The organism is Chryseobacterium sp. C-71, assembly GCF_020911865.1.
GTDB lineage: Bacteria > Bacteroidota > Bacteroidia > Flavobacteriales > Weeksellaceae > Chryseobacterium.
Genome location: NZ_CP087131.1, coordinates 578212 through 597652 on the forward strand (window position 1 = coordinate 578212; position 19441 = coordinate 597652).

General features: G+C 33.6%; 19 protein-coding genes. 9 read left to right on the plus strand and 10 right to left on the minus strand.

What is annotated here, in order from left to right:
• Window positions 1-3 precede the first annotated feature (3 nt).
• Window positions 4-657 carry a fructose-6-phosphate aldolase gene (fsa, locus tag LNP04_RS02560; protein ID WP_229985023.1) on the plus strand — a complete coding sequence of 218 codons (654 nt, stop codon included), beginning with the start codon at window positions 4-6 and terminating at the stop codon, window positions 655-657.
• Window positions 658-709: 52 nt separating this feature from the next.
• Here the strand turns inward: fsa and LNP04_RS02565 are convergent, their stop codons facing one another.
• From LNP04_RS02565 to pdhA, 5 genes are all read right to left on the minus strand, one after another.
• Complete coding sequence (locus tag LNP04_RS02565; RefSeq protein WP_229985024.1) at window positions 710-1555, minus strand: GLPGLI family protein; 846 nt, start codon at window positions 1553-1555, stop codon at window positions 710-712.
• A 13-nt stretch (window positions 1556-1568) separates the two neighbouring features.
• Window positions 1569-2423, minus strand: coding sequence for a GLPGLI family protein (locus tag LNP04_RS02570; protein WP_229985025.1), 855 nt, complete (start codon window positions 2421-2423; stop codon window positions 1569-1571).
• A gap of 16 nt (window positions 2424-2439) precedes the next feature.
• Complete coding sequence (locus tag LNP04_RS02575) at window positions 2440-3306, minus strand: GLPGLI family protein (RefSeq protein ID WP_229985026.1); 867 nt, start codon at window positions 3304-3306, stop codon at window positions 2440-2442.
• Window positions 3307-3523: 217 nt separating this feature from the next.
• Complete coding sequence (locus LNP04_RS02580; RefSeq protein WP_229985027.1) at window positions 3524-5140, minus strand: pyruvate dehydrogenase complex dihydrolipoamide acetyltransferase; 1617 nt, start codon at window positions 5138-5140, stop codon at window positions 3524-3526.
• A 94-nt stretch (window positions 5141-5234) separates the two neighbouring features.
• On the minus strand, window positions 5235-6236 hold the full coding sequence (gene pdhA / locus LNP04_RS02585; RefSeq protein WP_047443950.1) for a pyruvate dehydrogenase (acetyl-transferring) E1 component subunit alpha: 1002 nt from the start codon (window positions 6234-6236) through the stop codon (window positions 5235-5237).
• Window positions 6237-6362: 126 nt separating this feature from the next.
• Between pdhA and LNP04_RS02590 the strand changes: the two genes are divergently transcribed.
• Together LNP04_RS02590 and LNP04_RS02595 are read left to right on the plus strand one after the other, a co-directional pair.
• Window positions 6363-7010 (plus strand): phosphatase PAP2 family protein, encoded by a 648-nt coding sequence (locus LNP04_RS02590; RefSeq protein ID WP_229985028.1) that lies wholly within the window; start codon window positions 6363-6365, stop codon window positions 7008-7010.
• Window positions 7011-7056: 46 nt separating this feature from the next.
• Window positions 7057-7524, plus strand: a complete 468-nt coding sequence (locus LNP04_RS02595) for a BlaI/MecI/CopY family transcriptional regulator (RefSeq protein ID WP_229985029.1) — start codon at window positions 7057-7059, stop codon at window positions 7522-7524.
• Window positions 7525-7626: 102 nt separating this feature from the next.
• On the opposite strand, the gene LNP04_RS02600 is transcribed toward LNP04_RS02595, so the two are convergent.
• A complete protein-coding gene (locus tag LNP04_RS02600) occupies window positions 7627-8010 on the minus strand; it encodes an RNA-binding protein (RefSeq protein WP_229985030.1) in 384 nt (127 codons plus the stop codon).
• A gap of 337 nt (window positions 8011-8347) precedes the next feature.
• Between LNP04_RS02600 and LNP04_RS02605 the strand changes: the two genes are divergently transcribed.
• The 5 genes from LNP04_RS02605 to LNP04_RS02625 all read left to right on the plus strand — a co-directional run bounded on the left by LNP04_RS02605 (window position 8348) and on the right by LNP04_RS02625 (window position 14083).
• Window positions 8348-8743: an acyl-CoA thioesterase gene (locus LNP04_RS02605; protein WP_229985031.1), complete on the plus strand. Its 396-nt coding sequence runs from the start codon at window positions 8348-8350 to the stop codon at window positions 8741-8743.
• Window positions 8740-9300 carry an AraC family transcriptional regulator gene (locus LNP04_RS02610; protein ID WP_229985032.1) on the plus strand — a complete coding sequence of 187 codons (561 nt, stop codon included), beginning with the start codon at window positions 8740-8742 and terminating at the stop codon, window positions 9298-9300. Before LNP04_RS02605 ends, LNP04_RS02610 begins: the two co-directional genes overlap by 4 nt.
• Window positions 9301-9438: 138 nt before the next feature.
• Complete coding sequence (locus LNP04_RS02615; protein WP_229985033.1) at window positions 9439-12180, plus strand: heavy metal translocating P-type ATPase; 2742 nt, start codon at window positions 9439-9441, stop codon at window positions 12178-12180.
• Window positions 12181-12369: 189 nt separating this feature from the next.
• Window positions 12370-13098, plus strand: coding sequence for a DUF72 domain-containing protein (locus LNP04_RS02620; RefSeq protein WP_229985034.1), 729 nt, complete (start codon window positions 12370-12372; stop codon window positions 13096-13098).
• Between the two features lie 118 nt (window positions 13099-13216).
• The gene (locus tag LNP04_RS02625) at window positions 13217-14083 is read left to right on the plus strand and encodes a polysaccharide deacetylase family protein (RefSeq protein ID WP_229985035.1); all 867 of its coding nucleotides are present in this window, start codon (window positions 13217-13219) and stop codon (window positions 14081-14083) included.
• 143 nt (window positions 14084-14226) lie between these two features.
• On the opposite strand, the gene LNP04_RS02630 is transcribed toward LNP04_RS02625, so the two are convergent.
• Complete coding sequence (locus LNP04_RS02630) at window positions 14227-15255, minus strand: low specificity L-threonine aldolase (protein WP_229985036.1); 1029 nt, start codon at window positions 15253-15255, stop codon at window positions 14227-14229.
• Between the two features lie 85 nt (window positions 15256-15340).
• On the opposite strand from LNP04_RS02630, the gene LNP04_RS02635 reads away from it, so the two are divergent.
• Window positions 15341-15994, plus strand: a complete 654-nt coding sequence (locus LNP04_RS02635; protein WP_229985037.1) for a metal-dependent transcriptional regulator — start codon at window positions 15341-15343, stop codon at window positions 15992-15994.
• 79 nt (window positions 15995-16073) lie between these two features.
• On the opposite strand, the gene LNP04_RS02640 is transcribed toward LNP04_RS02635, so the two are convergent.
• The 3 genes from LNP04_RS02640 to LNP04_RS02650 all read right to left on the minus strand — a co-directional run bounded on the left by LNP04_RS02640 (window position 16074) and on the right by LNP04_RS02650 (window position 19416).
• Window positions 16074-17240: an aminotransferase class V-fold PLP-dependent enzyme gene (locus tag LNP04_RS02640; RefSeq protein ID WP_229985038.1), complete on the minus strand. Its 1167-nt coding sequence runs from the start codon at window positions 17238-17240 to the stop codon at window positions 16074-16076.
• 105 nt (window positions 17241-17345) lie between these two features.
• Window positions 17346-18491 carry a hypothetical protein gene (locus tag LNP04_RS02645; RefSeq protein ID WP_229985039.1) on the minus strand — a complete coding sequence of 382 codons (1146 nt, stop codon included), beginning with the start codon at window positions 18489-18491 and terminating at the stop codon, window positions 17346-17348.
• Between the two features lie 25 nt (window positions 18492-18516).
• Window positions 18517-19416 carry a TssN family type VI secretion system protein gene (locus LNP04_RS02650; protein WP_229985040.1) on the minus strand — a complete coding sequence of 300 codons (900 nt, stop codon included), beginning with the start codon at window positions 19414-19416 and terminating at the stop codon, window positions 18517-18519.
• Window positions 19417-19441: the final 25 nt, after the last annotated feature.

Sequence of the window (19441 nt, forward strand, 5' to 3'; positions counted from 1 at the left end):
ATAATGAAATTTTTTATTGACACTGCAAACTTAGAGCAAATTAAAGAAGCTAAAGATCTTGGGATTCTGGATGGTGTAACCACAAACCCATCATTGATGGCTAAGGAAGGAATCAGAGGAGCTGAAGCGATTAAAAATCATTACAAAGCAATTTGCGAAATCGTAGACGGAGATATTTCTGCGGAAGTACTTTCTACCACTTACGAAGAAATGATCAAAGAAGGTGATGAGTTGGCAGCAATTCACCCAAATATCGTGGTGAAAATTCCAATGATCAAAGACGGTATCAAAGCATTGAAATATTTTTCTGATAAAGGAATCAGAACCAACTGTACTTTGATTTTCTCTGTTGGGCAGGCTCTTTTAGCAGCTAAAGCAGGTGCTAGTTATGTTTCTCCTTTCTTAGGAAGGTTAGATGATATTTCTACAGATGGTTTAAATCTAATTGAAGAAATCAGATTGGTTTTTGATAATTATATGTACGAAACTGAAATCCTGGCAGCATCTATCCGTCATTCAATGCACATTATTGACTGTGCTAAAATCGGTGCAGATGTCATCACTTCTCCGCTTCCTCCAATCTTGAGTTTATTGAAGCACCCGTTAACAGATAGTGGATTGGCTCAGTTTATTGCAGATTCTCAGAAATTAGCTTAATTATTTTTAGCTTAAAAATATGAACGTCCGAAACAAAATTTCGGGCGTTTTTTTATTGTAATAAATCGAGTTCAAGAAGATTATTATTTTTAGCATTATTTTCTTTAGCTCTTTTTTCCTGATCTCTCATCATTTTGCTGGTATCAAGTTCTTTTCCGTTTGCATCTGTAAAAGTAACTTTTCCTCCTTGTGACATTAGCTGCCTCATACCCTTTGTAGGATTGTTTCTTTGGTCAATGAACTGTTTTTTATATTTCTCTGTATTTAAAATAATTATTGGCCTGAATCTCTCTTGATCATTTTCACTAATCCAGACTTCATTTGGTTTTAAATTTTTCACCTCTTTTAAAATAAAAGAATGTGATTTTGTTTTATCTTCAATTTTTACAATCAATCCAGGCAAACCGTTGAATTTGTATGGCCCATCCTGAAAAGGAATATCAGTAGTGAACCACGCTGTCCATTTTCTTCCAGCAAACTGACCGACAGCTTTCTGAGCAGTAAACTCGCCGATTTTTTCTTTATCCGGAAGAATTTTCCAGTCAATTTTTCGGTCTTCAAAAACTTTGTACTCATCCATATCAATTTGATTGAAGAAATGAACTTTATATTCGGGATAACTTTTTTCGACAACATACTGTACTTTGCTAAACTTAATCCCTTCAAAATCATGACTGCCTTTTTTATCCATTTCTTTCATCAGCGAATCTGCTACAGCTTTATTGCGGCTGTAAAATTTAGAACCGTTTTTTGAAATATCTAGATACATCAGTTCTGTTTCAGACTTATCTTTTGCTGTAGAATCGGTCACAAATTTATATTCATAGCTGAATCTTTGATTTTGTGCATACAATATAATACTTAAGAAAGTAAAAATTGTAAGTAATAGGTTTTTCATTATTTGTATTTAATTATTGTAATAACTCAAGTTCTAAAACATTATTGTTCTTAGCATTATTTGCTTTAGCATTTTTTTCCATGTCACGCATCATTTCCTCAATGTCCAAAGGCTTCCCCTTTTCATCGATCATCATTATTTTATTACCTCCAGACATCATTTGACGCATACCTTTGGTTGGATTTTCTCTGTTATCTTTAAACTGTTTCTTGTATTTTTCCTGATCTATTGCAATTATGGCATTAAAACTTTTCTTTTCTCCGTCACTTTTCCATTCTTGATCAGACCGTAATTTTTTGATTTCTTTCAGAACAAATAAATGCGATTTAGTTTTATCTTCAATTTTAATAATTAATCCAGGCAAACCATTAAATTTGTAAGGGCCATCCTGGATGGGAATGTCAGATACAAACCAAGCTGTCCACGTTCTTCCGGCAAAATTACAGGTTGCTTTTTGGGCATTTAAATCTCCAATTGTTTCTTTTTCCGAAAGAATCTTCCAATCCATTTTGCGATTATCAGAAATCTTGTATTTACTCATATCAAGGTTATCAAATAAATTTATTTTAAAATCAGGATAAGATTTTTCAACTACATATACAACTAATCCATAGTCAATTCCGCTAAAATCTTTATTTTGATTTTTTACAATCTCCAAATGTAGAGAATCTGCTATTTCTCTTTTCTGGCTGAAGAATTTCGAACCTTTTTTGGCGACATCAAGATACATAAGCTCAGACTCTTTGTCATTCATTTTTGTAGAGTCTTTTACGAATATATATTCATATGCAAATCGTTGGCTTTGTGCAGTAAGATATAGACTTAAAAATGTAAAAATAGTAACTAGTAATGTTTTAGTTTGTATCATTTAAAATATTTCTAAATTATTTTAATAAGTCTAATTCCAGCGGATTATTATTTTTCTTGTTTGCTTCAACCTGTTTCTTTTCTCTATCCTTCATTATCTGATTGGTATCCATGACCTTTCCAGAAGCATCTTTCATTTCAACTTTTCCGCCTTCTGCTAAAAGACTTCTTAATCCTTTATTAGGATCTGCCCTATTATCCAAATAAACTTTCTTGTATTTTTTATCATTTAAAACAATTAATGGCTCATACCTTTCTTTGTCTTTGAAGCTTTTCCATTCACTTTCATCACCAAATTTTTTCACCCCTTTCAGTTCATAAGTATGAGATTTAGTTTTGTCTTCCAATTTTACAATCAAACCAGGTAAACCATGAAATTTATGTGGCCCATCCTGAATTGGGATGTCTGTAGTAAACCAAGCGGTCCAAACTCTACCGACATAGCTGCAAGTTGCTTTCTGAGTGTTAAACTCACCCACTTTTTCATTTTCAGGCAATATTTTCCAATCTATTTTTCTAGATTCTTGGATCATATATTCCGAAGAACCCAACTGTGTGAAAAAGTTTACAGAATAATCAGGATAATTTTTCTCAATTTGATATCTCACTTTTCCTTTTGCCTTAAATCCAGTTAAATTGATGTCCATACTTCCACCTTTAGATTGTTTTTTAAATTCCTCATTGATGATTGAATCAGAATCAAAAGTATCTTTACTGTAAAACTGAGAACCTCTAGAAAACACATTTAAAAGCATCACTTCAGTTTCAACTTTATCTTTTTCTGTGGAATCTCTTACAAACTTATACTCATAAGAAAACCGCTGATTTTGGGAGTAGGTTGCAATGCTGAAAAAAGAAAGCATTCCGAAAATAATTTTCTTCATTTAAATTTTTTCACTAAAATAGGATATTATTCTCTATTGGCAAAGAGTCTTAGGTTAGAAGTTAGAAGTTAGAAGTTAGAAGTTAGAAGTTAGAAGTTAGAAGTTAGAAGTTAGAAGTTAGAAGTTAGAAGCAAAATTAAGAATTGCACTAATAGGTAAAATTTAAAACAAAAAAACCTCTCGAGATGAGAGGTTTTAGTATAATATAAAAAGAAAATTACAGTAACAATGTTAATGGACTTTCTAAATATGTTTTTAAAGTCTGTAAGAACTGAGCTCCCGTAGCGCCGTCTACCACTCTGTGGTCACATGCCAATGAAAGTTTCATAATATTTCCCACAACGATCTGACCGTTCTTTACGATTGGTTTTTCGATGATTGCACCTACAGAAAGAATTGCAGCGTTAGGTTGGTTAATGATACTTGTAAAAGTTTCAATTCCGAACATTCCTAAGTTTGAGATAGAGAATGTAGAACCTTCCATTTCGTTTGCTTTAAGACCTTTAGATTTTGCTCTTCCCGCCATATCTTTCACAGCAGCAGAAATCTGAGTGTAATTCATCTGGTCTGTGTTTTTCAGAACCGGAACTACCAATCCGTCAGGAATTGCAACTGCTACTCCAACATTGATGTTTCCTCTGTGAATTACTTTATCTCCTGCCCAACTTGAGTTCACTTGCGGATGTTTTCTTAAAGCAACAGCTGTCGCTTTAATGATCATATCATTGAATGAAATTTTAGTATCCGGCAATGAGTTGATTTCTTTTCTTGCCTCAATCGCTTTATCCATGTTGATTTCAACCATTAGATAATAATGCGGAGCAGAGAATTTACTTTCAGCAAGACGTTTAGCAATGATATTTCTTACCTGAGAGTTTGGAGTTTCTGTATCTTCTCCCTGTACAAAGCTTAAAGCAACCTGAGCAGCCGCATGAGTTTGTGCCGGAGCAGCTTCAGTTTTTTGTGAAGGCTGATAATTTTCAATATCTTTTTTCACAATTCTTCCGTTCTCACCAGAACCTTGAAGACTGTTGATGTCAACGCCTTTATCCTGAGCCATTTTTTTAGCTAAAGGAGAAATAGCTACTCTGTCCGATGAAGAAGTATTTGCAGTTTGTGCAACCGATTTCTCTTCTGCTTTCGCTTCAGATTTTTGCTCAGCTGGTTTGTCTTCAGATTTTGTTGCCGGTTTTGCAGCTCCAACTCCTGAAACATCAGTTCCTTCAGGGCCGATAATTGCTAACACACTGTCAACCGGTGCAGCTCCGCCTTCTTCAACACCTTGCTTTAGAAGAACTCCGTTAAATTCAGATTCGAAATCCTGAACTGCTTTATCTGTTTCGATCTCAGCAAGAAGATCTCCTTCTTTTACTGTATCTCCAACATTTTTATGCCATTTGGCTACTTTACCTTCTGTCATTGTATCAGAAAGTCTAGGCATCGTAATTACTTCTACTCCTGCAGGAACTTCTGCTGAAGTCTGCTCAACGCTTGTAGATTCGTTTTCAGTTTTAGACTCTTCCTCAGATTTTTTCTCTTCAGAAGCACCTTCAGCTACCGGAGCACTTCCTCCTTTTAAAGAAGAAATATCTTCACCTTCCTGACCGATAATTGCTAAAATAGAATCTACTGCCGCAGCAGCACCTTCTTCAACTCCTACAAATAAAAGTGTACCTTCAATTTCAGATTCGAAATCCTGAACCGCTTTATCCGTTTCAATTTCAGCTAAAATATCTCCTTCCTTTATTTTATCTCCTACTTTTTTATGCCATTTCGCCACCTTACCTTCCGTCATAGTGTCGGAAAGACGTGGCATTGTAATAACTTCTGCCATATTTTTATTAATTTGAAAATTTGGGAATTTGAAAATTAAAAAAGGATGTGTTTATGACCTCATTTTCAAATTTTCAAATTGACTTAATTATCGTTTAGTTTTCTAATTTGTCTAAGAATGGATAATCTTCCTGAGCGTAAACATACTCGTAGATTTTTTCTGCAGTCGGGTAGGGAGAATTTTCCATAAACTCGATGCACTCTTCTACGAAGTCTCTTGATTTGTTATCTGTAGCTTCCAATTCTTCTTCAGTTGCCCAGTTGTTTTCTAAGATTCTCGCTTTGATCAATTCAATTGGATCGTCTTTTTTTGCAATAGCAACTTCATCCTTAGATCTGTAAGGCTCAGCATCAGACATTGAGTGACCTCTGAAACGGTACGTTCTTGCTTCGATGAAAGTTGGTCCGTCTCCTCTTCTAGCTCTTTCTATAGCTTCGTAAGCAGCTTCAGCTACTTTCTCAGGATCCATTGCATCAACAGCTAAACAAGGCATTTCGTAACCTAATCCTAGTTTGTAGATATCTTCGTGATTAGCAGTTCTTTTTACAGAAGTTCCCATCGCATATTGATTGTTTTCAACCACAAATACTACCGGAAGTTTCCAGTTCATTGCCATGTTGAAAGTTTCGTGAAGAGAACCTTGTCTTGCAGCACCGTCTCCGAAGAAACAGATGTTTACTGCTTTTCTGTCAAAATATTTATCTGCAAAAGCAATACCTGCTCCCAAAGGAATTTGACCTCCTACAATACCGTGACCTCCATAAAATCTGTGTTCTTTACTGAAAATGTGCATAGATCCACCCATACCTCCGGAAGTACCTGTAGCTTTACCACAAAGTTCTGCCATGATTCTTTTTGGGTCTACTCCCATTGCCATCGGATGAATGTGACATCTGTAAGCAGTGATCATGCTGTCTTTAGTTAAATCCATTGCATGTGTAAAACCAGCCGGAATAGCTTCCTGACCGTTGTACAAATGTAAAAAACCTCTGATTTTTTGTTTTAGATAAAGAGAACGGCATTTGTCTTCAAACCTTCTCCACATTGTCATATCTTCATACCACTTAAGGTATACCTCTTTAGAAAATTCTTTCATGTGCGAGCTTCTTGCTTATTTATTATGAAATAGTTGAGCAAAAATATAAAAAAAACTTTGTTTTTATTATATATAGAGCAATTGTTTTTTTAGTTATAATGTTATATTTACATCACAAACTTCAATATGGAAGAAAAAAAGACCTCATTACTACACATTGTTTCAAGAATTATCTCAGATTTTTTTAATCCTCTCGTTTCTCTGGTTATCTATTTCGTGTATTTCAGTATTCAGAATTACACCTTTAAAGAAGCTTTCACCCACTTTTTGCCTATTTTACTCATGACCATTCTTCCGGTAATTATTTGGATTATCTGGAATGTGAAAACAGGTCGATATACCAATATGGATGTATCAAATAGAGTTCAAAGAAAAACATTGTATATTTTCATTGCTGTCTGTATTGTTTCTTATTTGACATTCAATTATATTAAGAATGGCTTTATAGATTTCGTAATGTTGTTTATTTTAATTCTTTTGTTCGCATTACAATTCAGTAATTTATATATTAAAAGTTCGATGCATACGGCATTCAATGTATTTGTCTCTGCATTATTTTTTGCTTTTGATGTGGAAATTGGTTTTGCATGGCTTGCGATTGCAATTTTAGTCGGAATTACGAGAGTTATTCTGAAAAGACATACTGTAAAAGAAGTATTTATGGGAGCAGGCATCGCTGTTCTGGTTTCTTTTATTTATCTTTATTGCAACAATAAGTATCAGCGCAATGATATACCGACTGAAGTGATCCCTGTGGAAACCACAATCAAATAAATACTTTGCAAAAAAACGACACCCTACTATTTTATAAAATTTAAATATGAAAATAAATCATCTTACATCAGCAGAAGAAAACTTAATGAAGCTTTTTTGGGACTTAAATTCTTTTTATTTAAAAGATGTCATGGAGAAACATCCTGAACCCAAACCGCATCAAAACACAGTTTCTACTTACCTGAAAATCTTAGTTGAAAAAGGTTATTTATCTACAGAAAAAGAAGGCAGGATTTTTAAATACAGCGTCATCGTTCCTTTTGACGAGTATAAAAAATTTATATTGAGAGAACTCACACAGAATTTTTTTAATAATTCGGGAACAGAGATTTTAGAATTTTTATTTAAAGAAAATCTGGTATCTCAGAATGATCTTAAAGAATATTTTGATCTTAAAATTGAGATGAAACCCGTAAAAGTAAAAACTCCAACCCTCGAATATGCTGAAGAAATTCTGAATCCTAAGAAAGATAAAAAAGGAAAGGATAAGAAAAAGAAGAAGAAAAAAGACTAGCACTTAGTTGATAGTTTGAAACAGAAAACTGATAAATTAATTCAATACTATTTTCTTGCAATAAAGACATAAAAAAAGCGGCTAAAAAGCCGCTTCAATTTTTTACCAACGACTTCCGCCGCCTCCGTTACCTCCACGGTTGTTGTTACTTCCGTAACCACCACCTCCAGAATTACCTCCTGAACGGTTGTTACCATAACTTCCACCTCCGCTTCTGTTATTATCAAAACTTCTTCTTGGTTTTTCTTCTCTTGGCTTAGCCTCAGACACGTTAAGAATCTTTCCGTTAAGTTCTTTTTGATTAAGAGCTTCGATAGCTTGAGCTCCTTCTTCGTCACCCATTTCTACGAAACCGAAACCTCTAGAACGACCAGTTTCTCTGTCTGTAACAATTTTAGCAGATGATACATCGCCAAATTCTGCGAATAAATCGTGCAACTCATATTCTTTAGTTGCGTAATTGATGTTTGAAACAAAAATGTTCATTGTAAAAAAAAAATTAAAAATTAATATAAATTCTGGTATAAAAGAAAAGCAACATAATAATGAACATAATATTGATTCCTGATATAAACGCTTGCAAGATACAATTAAATTAAATAAATCAAAACTTTTTTTAAACTATTTCAACAAATGCGTTTAATTTAATACTGAATTAATATAAAATCTATCAAATCAGCAGTTTATAAAAGTAAAAAATTGCTTTTTAGGTTAAATGAATCACACAATTGAGATTGTATATACATGTAATAACTTTAATAAATTCTTTGTAATTCAATAATTCAGTTTTAAACATTAAATTTGTGTTTCAAATATTAATTACATGAATTACCACACCAGAAAATGGGTAAAACCTGAAGATTTAAATCCCAACCAGTCACTTTTCGGAGGAAAACTTTTACAATGGATCGATGAGGAAGCAGCTTTATACGCTGTAATTCAGCTTGAAAACAAAAAAGTGGTAACAAAATATATCTCAGAAATCAACTTCGTAAGTTCTGCAAAACAGGGAGATATTATCGAAATTGGTATTGAAGTTTCAGCTTTTGGTTCAACTTCCTTAACTTTAAAATGCGCTGTGAGAAACAAAATGACTCATCAAACCATTATTACTGTCGACAGAATAGTAATGGTCAACCTTGATGAAGACGGCAACCCCTCACCACATGGAAAAACAAAAGTAGAATTTGTAAAAGACCGACTCAATAGTCAGCTATGAAAATTCTCATAAAAAATATGGTTTGCGACCGCTGTATTTCAGCCGTTGCTGATATTTTTAAAAAATCTGAAATTAAGATTCAATCTATCCTATTAGGAGAAGTTGAAACTGAATCTGACATTTCAGAAAATGAGTTGCTCCCAATTGAAAATAAGCTTGAAGAAATTGGCTTTGAAATTTTAAAAGATCCCTCTCAACAACTTATCGAAAATATTAAAAATCTTGTTATTCTAAAAATAGGAAGATTAGATACCGATGAAAATTTTGTTTTATCAAATTTCTTAAGTAGCGCATTACATAAAGATTACAGCTCTTTATCTAAAGTTTTTTCGCAAAACGAAAATGTCACTTTAGAGCAATATTATATTCTCCAAAAAATTGAAAAAGTAAAAGAACTTCTTTTCAACAACGATTTTACTTTAACCGAAATTGCCGGGCACATGGGTTATAAAAGTGTGCAGCATCTTTCCTCGCAATTCAAAAGTACAACAGGATACACTCCTACTCAGTTTAAAAAGCTAGAAGTTCAGAACAGAAAACCATTGGATCAAATTTGAAAAGTCAATTAGTAATCAGTTATTAAGTTTTATAGTTAAATACTTCTAACCAACTAACCAAATTCTGTAACTATTATCCTTAAATTTATAACAGTCTTCCACTTTCATTTTGGAAATTTGTAGAATAAATGTAAGATAATGCAAAAACAATATAAAATACTTGGGATGACCTGCTCAGGTTGCCAAAATAAAATTTCAGAAAAGCTTAATAGTCTTAAAAATATAAATGCAGATGTTGATCTCAAAAGTAATACGGCGACCATCAATTCTGATCAAGAAATTAATTTAAATGAATTAAATAAAGCCTTAGAAGAAGCAGGAAATTACAAGCTTGAAGACCCTAATAATCCCGAAAAAGTTTTTGTAAAACCTCAAGGTCGTATTTCTCTATCTTCAGTTTATTATTGCCCGATGGAATGTGAGGGCGACAAAGTATATTTTAAGCAAGGTGAAAGATGTCCGGTTTGCAACATGTTTTTAGTTCCGATTGAGGAAAAATTGGCAAAAGATCCCAATTTTAAACCTACTTTTTCTAAAACCAATCTACCTGAAAATTTTAAAGATCATATCGATGATTATTATTGTCCGATGTTCTGTGAGGGTGACAAAATTTATGCTAAAAAAGGCGACTGTCCGGTTTGTCACATGCATTTAGAAGAAATCACGGAAGATTTAGTTAAAAATTCAGTTTCAAATCATCATTCACATTCTCACAATCATCAGCATCAGGAAAAACCAAAAGTTACAGATGATATGGCGGGAAAATATTATTGTCCGATGTTTTGTGAAGGAGATAAAACATATGATTCTAACGTTGGTTGCCCTGTCTGCGGAATGGACTTGGTAAGATATCCCGAAAAAAATGGCAACAATGAAGAAGATGAAACGTTCAATATTTTAAAAAGAAAATTCATCACTTCATTGGCATTCACAATTCCCGTTTTTATTCTTTCGATGGGCGGAATGTTTATTGATTTTCCTTATTCACATCAGATTCAAGGCTACATTGAATTTATTTTAACCATTCCTGTGCTGTTCTACTCAGGATGGTTTTTGATGAAAAGAGGGTTTGTTTCATTTAAAACTTGGAACCTGAATATGTTTAGCCTGATTGCTTTAGGTGTTTCCGCTGCGTTTTTGTTTAGCATTATTGCTTTGCTTTTCCCAGATATTGTTCCTCACGAAATTCGGGGGCATAATCATGAAAGCCCGTTATATTTTGAGGCGGTTTGTGTGATTATTACCTTAGTTATTTTAGGTCAGTTAATGGAAGCTGCCGCTCACAAAAAAACAGGAAACGCCATCAAAGAACTGATGAATTTATCTCCGGATGAAGCCAACTTAATAGTAAATGGCGAGGAAAAAAAAGTTCCCTTATCCGAAATAAAAATTGGCGATTTATTAAAAGTAAAACCTGGTGAAAAAATTCCGGTCGACGGAAAAATAACTGAAGGAAATTCTGTGGTTGACGAAAGTATGATAACCGGCGAACCCATTCCTGTTGAGAAAAATTTGGATGATAAAGTAACGTCAGGAACCATTAACGGAAATCAGGTTTTCATCATGAAAGCTGAAAAAGTTGGCGACGAAACCTTACTTTCAAAAATTATTAAAATGGTCAATGATGCAAGCCGAAGCCGTGCTCCGATTCAAAAACTGACGGATAAAGTCGCAAAAGTTTTTGTTCCGGTAGTCATTTTAGTTGCGGTTCTTACCTTTATTTCATGGCAGTTTTTCGGACCGGAAGGCAAAAAAAGTTTGTTTGCTTTTGTGAATGCCGTTGCCGTTCTCATTGTGGCTTGTCCGTGTGCTTTAGGTTTGGCAACTCCGATGTCTTTAATGGTAGGAATTGGAAAAGGTGCAAATAATGGTATTTTAATTAAAAACGCCGAAGCACTTGAACAAATGAATAAAGTAAATGTTCTAATTACTGATAAAACAGGAACTTTGACTGAAGGAAAACCTTCAGTTAAACATATTGAAACTTTAAATAATAATCAAAATTTAGTTTTAAAGTTAGCCTATTCATTAAATCAAAATTCAGAACATCCACTGTCAAATGCGGTAATTAAAAGAGCAAAAGATGAAATTATTTCGGCTGAAAAAGTAAGTCATTTTGAAAACATTTCCGGGAAAGGGGTGAAAGGAAGCATCAATGGAAAAACCGTTTATTTAGGAAATGAAAATCTTCTGACTTCAAATCAAATTCAGATTCCTGAAATTTTAAAACAGAAAGCAATTGAAATTCAATCAAAAGCACATACAATTTCTTACGTTGCGCAGGAAAATGAAGTTTTAGGATTGATAAGTTTTACCGATAAAATAAAGGAAAGCTCGAAAAAAGCAGTCGAACTGCTTCTGAATGACGGAATTGATGTTATCATGATGACCGGAGATAACGAACACACCGCAAAAGCCGTTGCAGACTCTCTTGGAATTAAGCATTTTAAAGCCAATTGTCTACCTGAAGATAAATTAAATGAAGTCAAAAAATTGCAGCAGCAAGGGAAAATCGTAGCTATGACCGGCGACGGAATCAACGACTCCCCTGCTTTAGCGCAAGCCAATATCGGAATTGCAATGGGAACCGGAACTGATGTTGCTATTGAAAGCGCAGAGATTACCTTACTGAAAGGAGACTTGATTGGTGTTACCAAAGCAAAAATTCTAAGCGAAAAACTCCTTAAAAACATTAAAGAAAATCTATTCTTTGCCTTTATTTATAATGTTTTGGGAATTCCGATTGCGGCAGGATTGTTGTATCCTTTTTTCGGAATTTTATTATCTCCCATGATTGCAGCAGCGGCGATGAGCATCAGCTCTTTGTCTGTGATTTTAAATTCTTTGAGATTGAATTCTGTTGATTTGAATGTGAAATAGATTTCGATTAATGATTTTGCTCTCGCAGATTAAGCGGATTAAGCAAATTTTATTTTCCATTTACTTTCTAAATGTTTTTAACTGTCTACAAAAAATCTGCGTTATCTGTGAAATCTGCGAGAGAATTTAATAATATCCAAGTTTAGTTTGTACATTAAACTGACAATGCTTCTGATAAAAGATTCAAAAATGGAAAAAGAAAAAAATTATATCGGATGCTCAGGCTTTTACAATAACGATTGGAAGGGAACTTTCTATCCTGAAGATGCCAAAAGTAAAGATTATTTAAGTTTGTATTCTCAGCAATTCAATGCGGTAGAAATCAATTCTACATTTTACCGAAAACCAACCGCCAAAACACTTCAAAAATGGTATGATGAAACTCCTGAAGATTTTAAATTTTTCATTAAAATTCCGAAGACGATTTCACATGTAAAAAGATTGGAAAACTGCAAAGAAGAAATCACTGAATTTTGCATCCATATTCAAAGCAATTTAAAAGAAAAACTTGCAGGATTTTTATATCAATTTCCGCCTTCATTTAAAAATACAGAGGAAAATTTAAACCGGATTTTAGAAAATATTGATTCTCAATTTTTAAACGTTATTGAGTTCCGTCATGAATCTTTGTGGAATAATGAAATTTATAAAATTTTACAAGACAATAAAATTATTTTCTCCGGCGTAAGTTTTCCGGGAAAGCTTTTAGAAGATATTGTAATCAATTCAAATGATACACTTTACTATCGGCTTCACGGAAAACCTTTACTTTATAAATCAGAATATTCAGAAGATTTTTTAAATGATTTGGCAGAGAAAATTAAAAATTCAGGTTTGAAATCATTTATATTTTTCAATAATACCTGGGGGATTTCGGCGATTAAAAATGGTTTATATCTTCAAAAAATTTTGGCTTAATAATTTTTATTAAAATTTAATTAAATCTAAAAATTTCTCACAATTATTGGTATTAAAATTGCTAAATTTAAAACTTGAAAATTAACATTTTTTAACAATTTAATATCCATCAATTTTTATGAAAAAAACTTTTGCGGAAAAGTCTTTTAACAGGACTTTTCTAGGGATGGTTGCAGTGTTCGGTGCAACATCAATTTTGTTTACAGGTTGTAATCAGAAAAAAGACAAGAAAGAATCTGAAACGATGACTTCTAAAGAACCTCCCGTCGCAAAGCAAGTTTTGAAAATTGATGATGATGAAATCATGTCAGACAAAAGAGTTATCTATCTTACTTTTGACGATGGTCCCAATCGCGGTACTGAAAACCTTCTTAAAATTCTTCATAAACGAAATGTTTGTGCCACTGCATTTTTAGTTGGAGAACACGCCAACGGAAGCAAAAGACAAAAAGACGACCTCGAATCTCTCAGAAAAGACAGATTAATCGAATTGGCCAATCACAGTCACACCCACGCTCACAACAGATACTCAGATTTCTATCAAAATCCTGCGATGGTTGTGCATGATTTTGATACTGCGAAAGACAGCTTACGATTACAAAATAAAATTGCCAGAACTCCGGGAAGAAATATCTGGAGACTCAACAATATTACGAGTACAGATATCAAAACTTCAAATGAAGCTGCAAACAGATTAAAAACTGCAGGCTACAAAATAATCGGCTGGGATCTTGAATGGAAACCCACTAACAAAATGCAGCTGAAAGATAATCATCAGGTAATGCTTAAAAGAGTGGACAGTATCTTTTTTAATGATCTCGAAAAAACTTCAAGACATTTAGTCTTTCTTACACACGATCAATATTTAACGGATGCTGATTCTGTCAATGAATTAGATTTATTTATTGAAAAACTGCAGAAAACGAATCGTTTTGTTTTCAGGAAAATCTCAGAATACCCGAAAATTAATGAAGTTCTGAATTAATAATTTTACCACAGAGAAACAAAAGATGTATAATGCTTTAAAAGTGTATTGAAAGTTTAAAACTCTCGCAGATTTTGTAGATTACGCAGATTAATTTCAATCAAAAAAAATCTGCGTTATCCCTTTAATCTGCAAGAGATTTTTTAATGATTATCAATAATTTCTATAAAGTCATCAACTGCTTCGTCGCTTGTATTCCACGAGGTAATTAAACGGATGGCAGATGAATTTTTATCAATATTTTTCCAAACGTAAAATTCAAACTTCTCTGATAAAATTTCAATAAGTTCATGGTTTAATATGGGGAAAATCTGATTGGTAAATGTATCCGAAAGAAACGATGCTTCCTTTTTCAGTAAAGCATTTTTTATTTTCATCGCCTGTTGATTGGCATGTTTCGCCAGATCAAAATACAAATCGTTCTGCATCAGTTCTAAAAACTGAATACCTAGCAAACGACCTTTTGCCAACAACGCTCCTTTCTGTTTGATATCAAATGCAAAATCTTCCTGCAACAGCTTATTGTTAATGATAATCGCTTCACCAATTAACGCTCCGTTTTTTGTTCCGCCAAGATAAAAAACATCAGTTAATTTGGATATATCTTCTAAAGTTAAATCACTGATTTCCGAAGTTAAAGCGTGTCCCAATCTTGCTCCATCCATGAATAAATACAAATTGTTTTCTCTGCAGAAATGGGACAATTCCTCCAATTCATTTTTAGTGTAAACCGTTCCAAGTTCAGTAGAATTTGAGATGTACACCAGCTTCGGCATTACTTGGTGTGGAATATTTTTGTGATTTTCCAGGACAGGAATAATATCAGCTGGAGTTAATTTTCCGTCTTCTTTTTCAATGCTTAAAATTTTATGTCCTGTTGCTTCAATCGCTCCGGTTTCATTATTCAGAATATGTCCTGTAGATGCAGAAATCACACATTGATAAGGCTTTAAAATTGAAGATATGACAATAAGATTTGCCTGAGTTCCGCCTGAGACAAAATAGACATCAGAATCTGGATTATTTATTTTTTCTTTAATTAAATCTTTAGCTTTCACTGAATACTGATCTTCTCCATAACCAGCCTGCTGATCGAGGTTATAATGTACAAGTGCTTCAAGAATTTTGGGATGACAACCCTCAGAATAGTCGTTTTTGAATGAAAATTTCATAGTGTAAAATTAAAAAAACTTAAAATAACAAGACTCAATTTTAAATATTATTTTGTTAGATTTGTAATGAAAATCATCTAACATTTTGAAGACAACATTAACCGAAGAAAATTATCTGAAGGCTTTGTTTCATTTAGTTGACAATGAAGGTAAAGTAACGATTAACGAACTCAGCAAATTCCTCAATGTGAAAATGCCGAGCGTTAATAATATGATGAAGAAATTTTCAGAAAAAAAATGGGTCGTTTACGAAACCTACAAACCTCTGAAAGTTACCGAAAAAGGCAGACGTGAAGCGGCTTTGGTCGTCAGAAAACATAGACTGACCGAAATGTTTTTGGTTAAAAAAATGAACTTCGGATGGGAAAATGTTCACGAAATTGCCGAACAGCTGGAGCATGTTCATTCTAAAATATTTTTTGATAAAATGGATGAAATTTTAGATCATCCTAAATTTGATCCTCATGGCGAGCCCATTCCGGACAAAGACGGAAATATCATCTCCATGGATTTACAGAAATTAAGCGACTGCAAAGTTGGAGAAAATGTAGTTTTTGCGTCTGTAACCTTGTCTGATGATGCTTTTCTGAACTACTTAACCGAAAGAAAACTTCTTCTGAATACCAAAATAAAGATCATTAAAATTGAAGATTTTGATAAATCTGTAACCGTTGAAGTTGACGATAAACAAGAGGTTTTAAGTAAAAAAGCTACCGAGAAAATTTTGGTTAAAAAATAAAATTGTTGTAGAAATCCTTGTCAAGGTTTAAACCTTAACAAGGCTACTTTAGAAAAGGGAATAACTTTCGAAACCTTAACTATCTCTTTAAAATCTCGGATATTTTTTCAATTTCTTCCATCGTATTAAAATAATGGGGAGAAAAACGTACCGCACCAGGCACATTTTTGTTGGTAAAGTCGATCAATGCTGAATTTTTATAACTTACAGAAAAGAATACGTTATTTTCTCTCAGAACTTTCTGAATATTTTCTAAATCATTTTCGGCACCACAAAAAGTCACAATACTGCTTAAGCGATTTCCCTGATCCAAAACCTTAAAACCTGAATTCTGAAGATTCTCTCTTAGTTTTTCGGATAATTTTCTGTTGTAATTTTCAATATTTTCCAACCCCACATTGTTTGCATATTTTAAAGTTTCAATGAAGCCTACAACTGAGCCGTATGAATGTTCAAAATATTCAAATCTTTTTGCAGTTTTAAATAATTCATAATCATTAAATTCTGACCAATGTGCTCCCATTGCATCTAAAAGTAAAGGTGCGTAATCCTGCTCGAGAACCTGATCTGAAACATATAAAAACCCAGTTCCTCTTGGTCCACGAAGAAATTTTCTGCCCGTAGCAGTCAGGAAATCGCATTGTATTTTTTCAACATCGACAACCATTTGCCCAACAGACTGGCAAGCATCTACCAGATATAAAATATCATATTGACGGCAGATTTTCCCCACAGCTTCAACATTCTGAATCAATCCGGAATTGGTAGGAATATGCGTGACAGCAACTAATTTTGGCTGATGTTTTTTAATTAAATTTTCAAAACCCTCCAGATCTAGTTCGTTATCTGGAAGATTTTTCATTCTGATGATCTGTACATTCAGTTTTTTCTGTAAGGAAATAAATGTAATCTGATTGGAAATATAATCGTCAACCGTGGTAATAATGCAATCGCCTTCTTTGAAAATAATACTCGACAAAGCTTTCGCAAAAGCCTCAGTTGCACTTGCTGCAAAAGCAATATTTGAAGGCTTGCAATTGATTAATTTTGCGGTTTCTTTGTAAAACTGTTCCAGTAAATCAACATTTCTGCTAGCAACTTCGTACCCTCCGAAATTTTCTTCCTGATAAAAGTAATCAATCATCGATTCTACGACGATGCTGGGCATTAATGAAGAACCTGCGCTGTTTAAAAATATTTTGTCAGACAATCCGTTCGTATCTTGTCTTATTTTTTCGATGTTCATTTTAAATATAATTACAGAATTATTTTTATGAATTTCACTCAACAATTTTACATAAAAAATCCCGAAATATGAATCACGGGATTAGGTATTTTTAAGTTTAAATTACTAATCTAAAACACTCCAACCTCTTTTCGGATTGGTGTTTGAAGAAACTTCCTGTTCATTAACAATAATGTTCTCTTTACGCTGACCAATGTAATCGAGTTCGCTTAATTTAGAGAAAATAATTTCCAGACTTCTCAACATCTGATGAATGTACAAAAGCGGTTCGCCACAGTTGTGATGATCGTAATTTGTTTCTGCAACCGTTGATAATTGGTTGAGTAAAGTATGAGGTGCAATTTCGCTCCATTCTAAACTGTAATTAAGCATTTCTTCTAATTCTGCAGGCACCAAAACCTGAGTTGCATTGTACATTCTTAAAGCCAGTTTTGCAAAAGATTCAATTAAAAAAACCGGTGCCTGGTAAGGAATTACGTTTCTGAACTGGAAATACATATCCCCAAAGGTATTCACCAAAACCGTACACAGCGATTTTACATTTAACGCTAAGGCTGTGTTTTGATTTTTATGAGAAGCTTTCTGAATGATTTTAAAAGCGTATTGCTGTAGATTTCCAATCGATTTTGCATATCCATTGTAATAGTCAATCAATGCAGGATGACTTTGTACCGAAGTACAAGGCGGAATAAAAGTAGAATTCACCTGAGTAATATTTCCTTTAAAATCGACCTTGCCTACAACCAGATAATTTCCTCCCGAATAACTGCTGTTCAGTGAAGAAACCGGAAGCAATTCGATATGATAATTGGCATGCGCATTCGGATGTCTTGGCGGAATTTCTTCAGGATCAATATCTCCAAACGGAACTTTGTCAAAAGGATTTACCGAAATGAGAATATAATATTCACCATCGATGTTATCTTCCTCCATATTCATCGACTTCGCCAGCGATTTCACACTCACTCTCCTGTCTCTGAGCTCAATTCTGTAACCCGCCAATGTCACGGCGCTGCAATGTTTAATAACAAGCTGTACATCATTGGTTGCGGTATTGTGAACATCAAAAATAGTTTTATCTGTAAACTCGTTCGGAATTGGCAACAATCCGTAGTTATATGTAGTAATCGCCAAAGAATTGGCATCTCTGATGGTATCTATTAAGAAATTATCCTGATCATTAAGGTGTCTCTGGGAAACTTTCATCCCGTCGACCCAGTTGATTGCAAAATGTTTGATTGGCTGTATCATAGTAATACTTTTTTAAAATTTGTGATTATGCTTTTCTTTTTCCTTCTTCCTCATGCTGTATCACCCTTTTACAAATGACCACTTCATTTTCAGAAATATTGTTAGTGTTGATATCCTGATCAAAATCGATGTATTTTCTGAAGCTGAAAAAAGATTTTTTAGTGTAAAATATCCAGTAATATGATTCTCTTGCTTCGTCAGACAGATGAATAATCGATTTGGGATTCTTGTGGTTGTAATCGTCTACCACACGGAAAAACCAATCTCCGAAAGTAACTCCTGTCGGTAAAGTTTTAGCTTTTATTCTAAATCGGTTGGCATCTTCAAGATTCTTGCTCAATTCAACATTTAAAACCATTAATCGGTCAAAATCTGCTCCTTCAAAATCTGGTAGTTTCTGATCGGGAGAATATTTCCAGGTTTTATAAATATCAACCGGAATACTGATAAACTGAATGTAACAATAATGAAATACCATTGGTACAAAAAAGATTAAAGCACTGGTCGCTGACATAACCGGATATCCCTGATCTTTACTTATCCAAGTGAAAATAAGAACAAACAAATATGCTCCCAAAAGAACGCATGTGATCGAAAGTACAGATTCAAATAAAACGCTTAAACCAAAAGACTGAATATGTTTTCTAAAGAATCGATGCATTAAATTAACATGAAAAATTCCTAATAACAAATAGACAGCTTGTGAAATCAAGTACCAATAAGGATTGAAGAGATTTCCGGAAAAACCGAAAAACCCGGGAATTGCCAAGCACAAACTGCACAGCAATACATAGATGATGATGACCTTGATTTTAATGGCAGGCTGATTTCGTCTGATAGCACCCATGATGCCCACCATAATTACCGCCAATAACGGCACTAATATAAATCTTAAAAATACACCTTTGACTGATGAAAATTCCATTTAATTCTATTAATAATGATTGTGA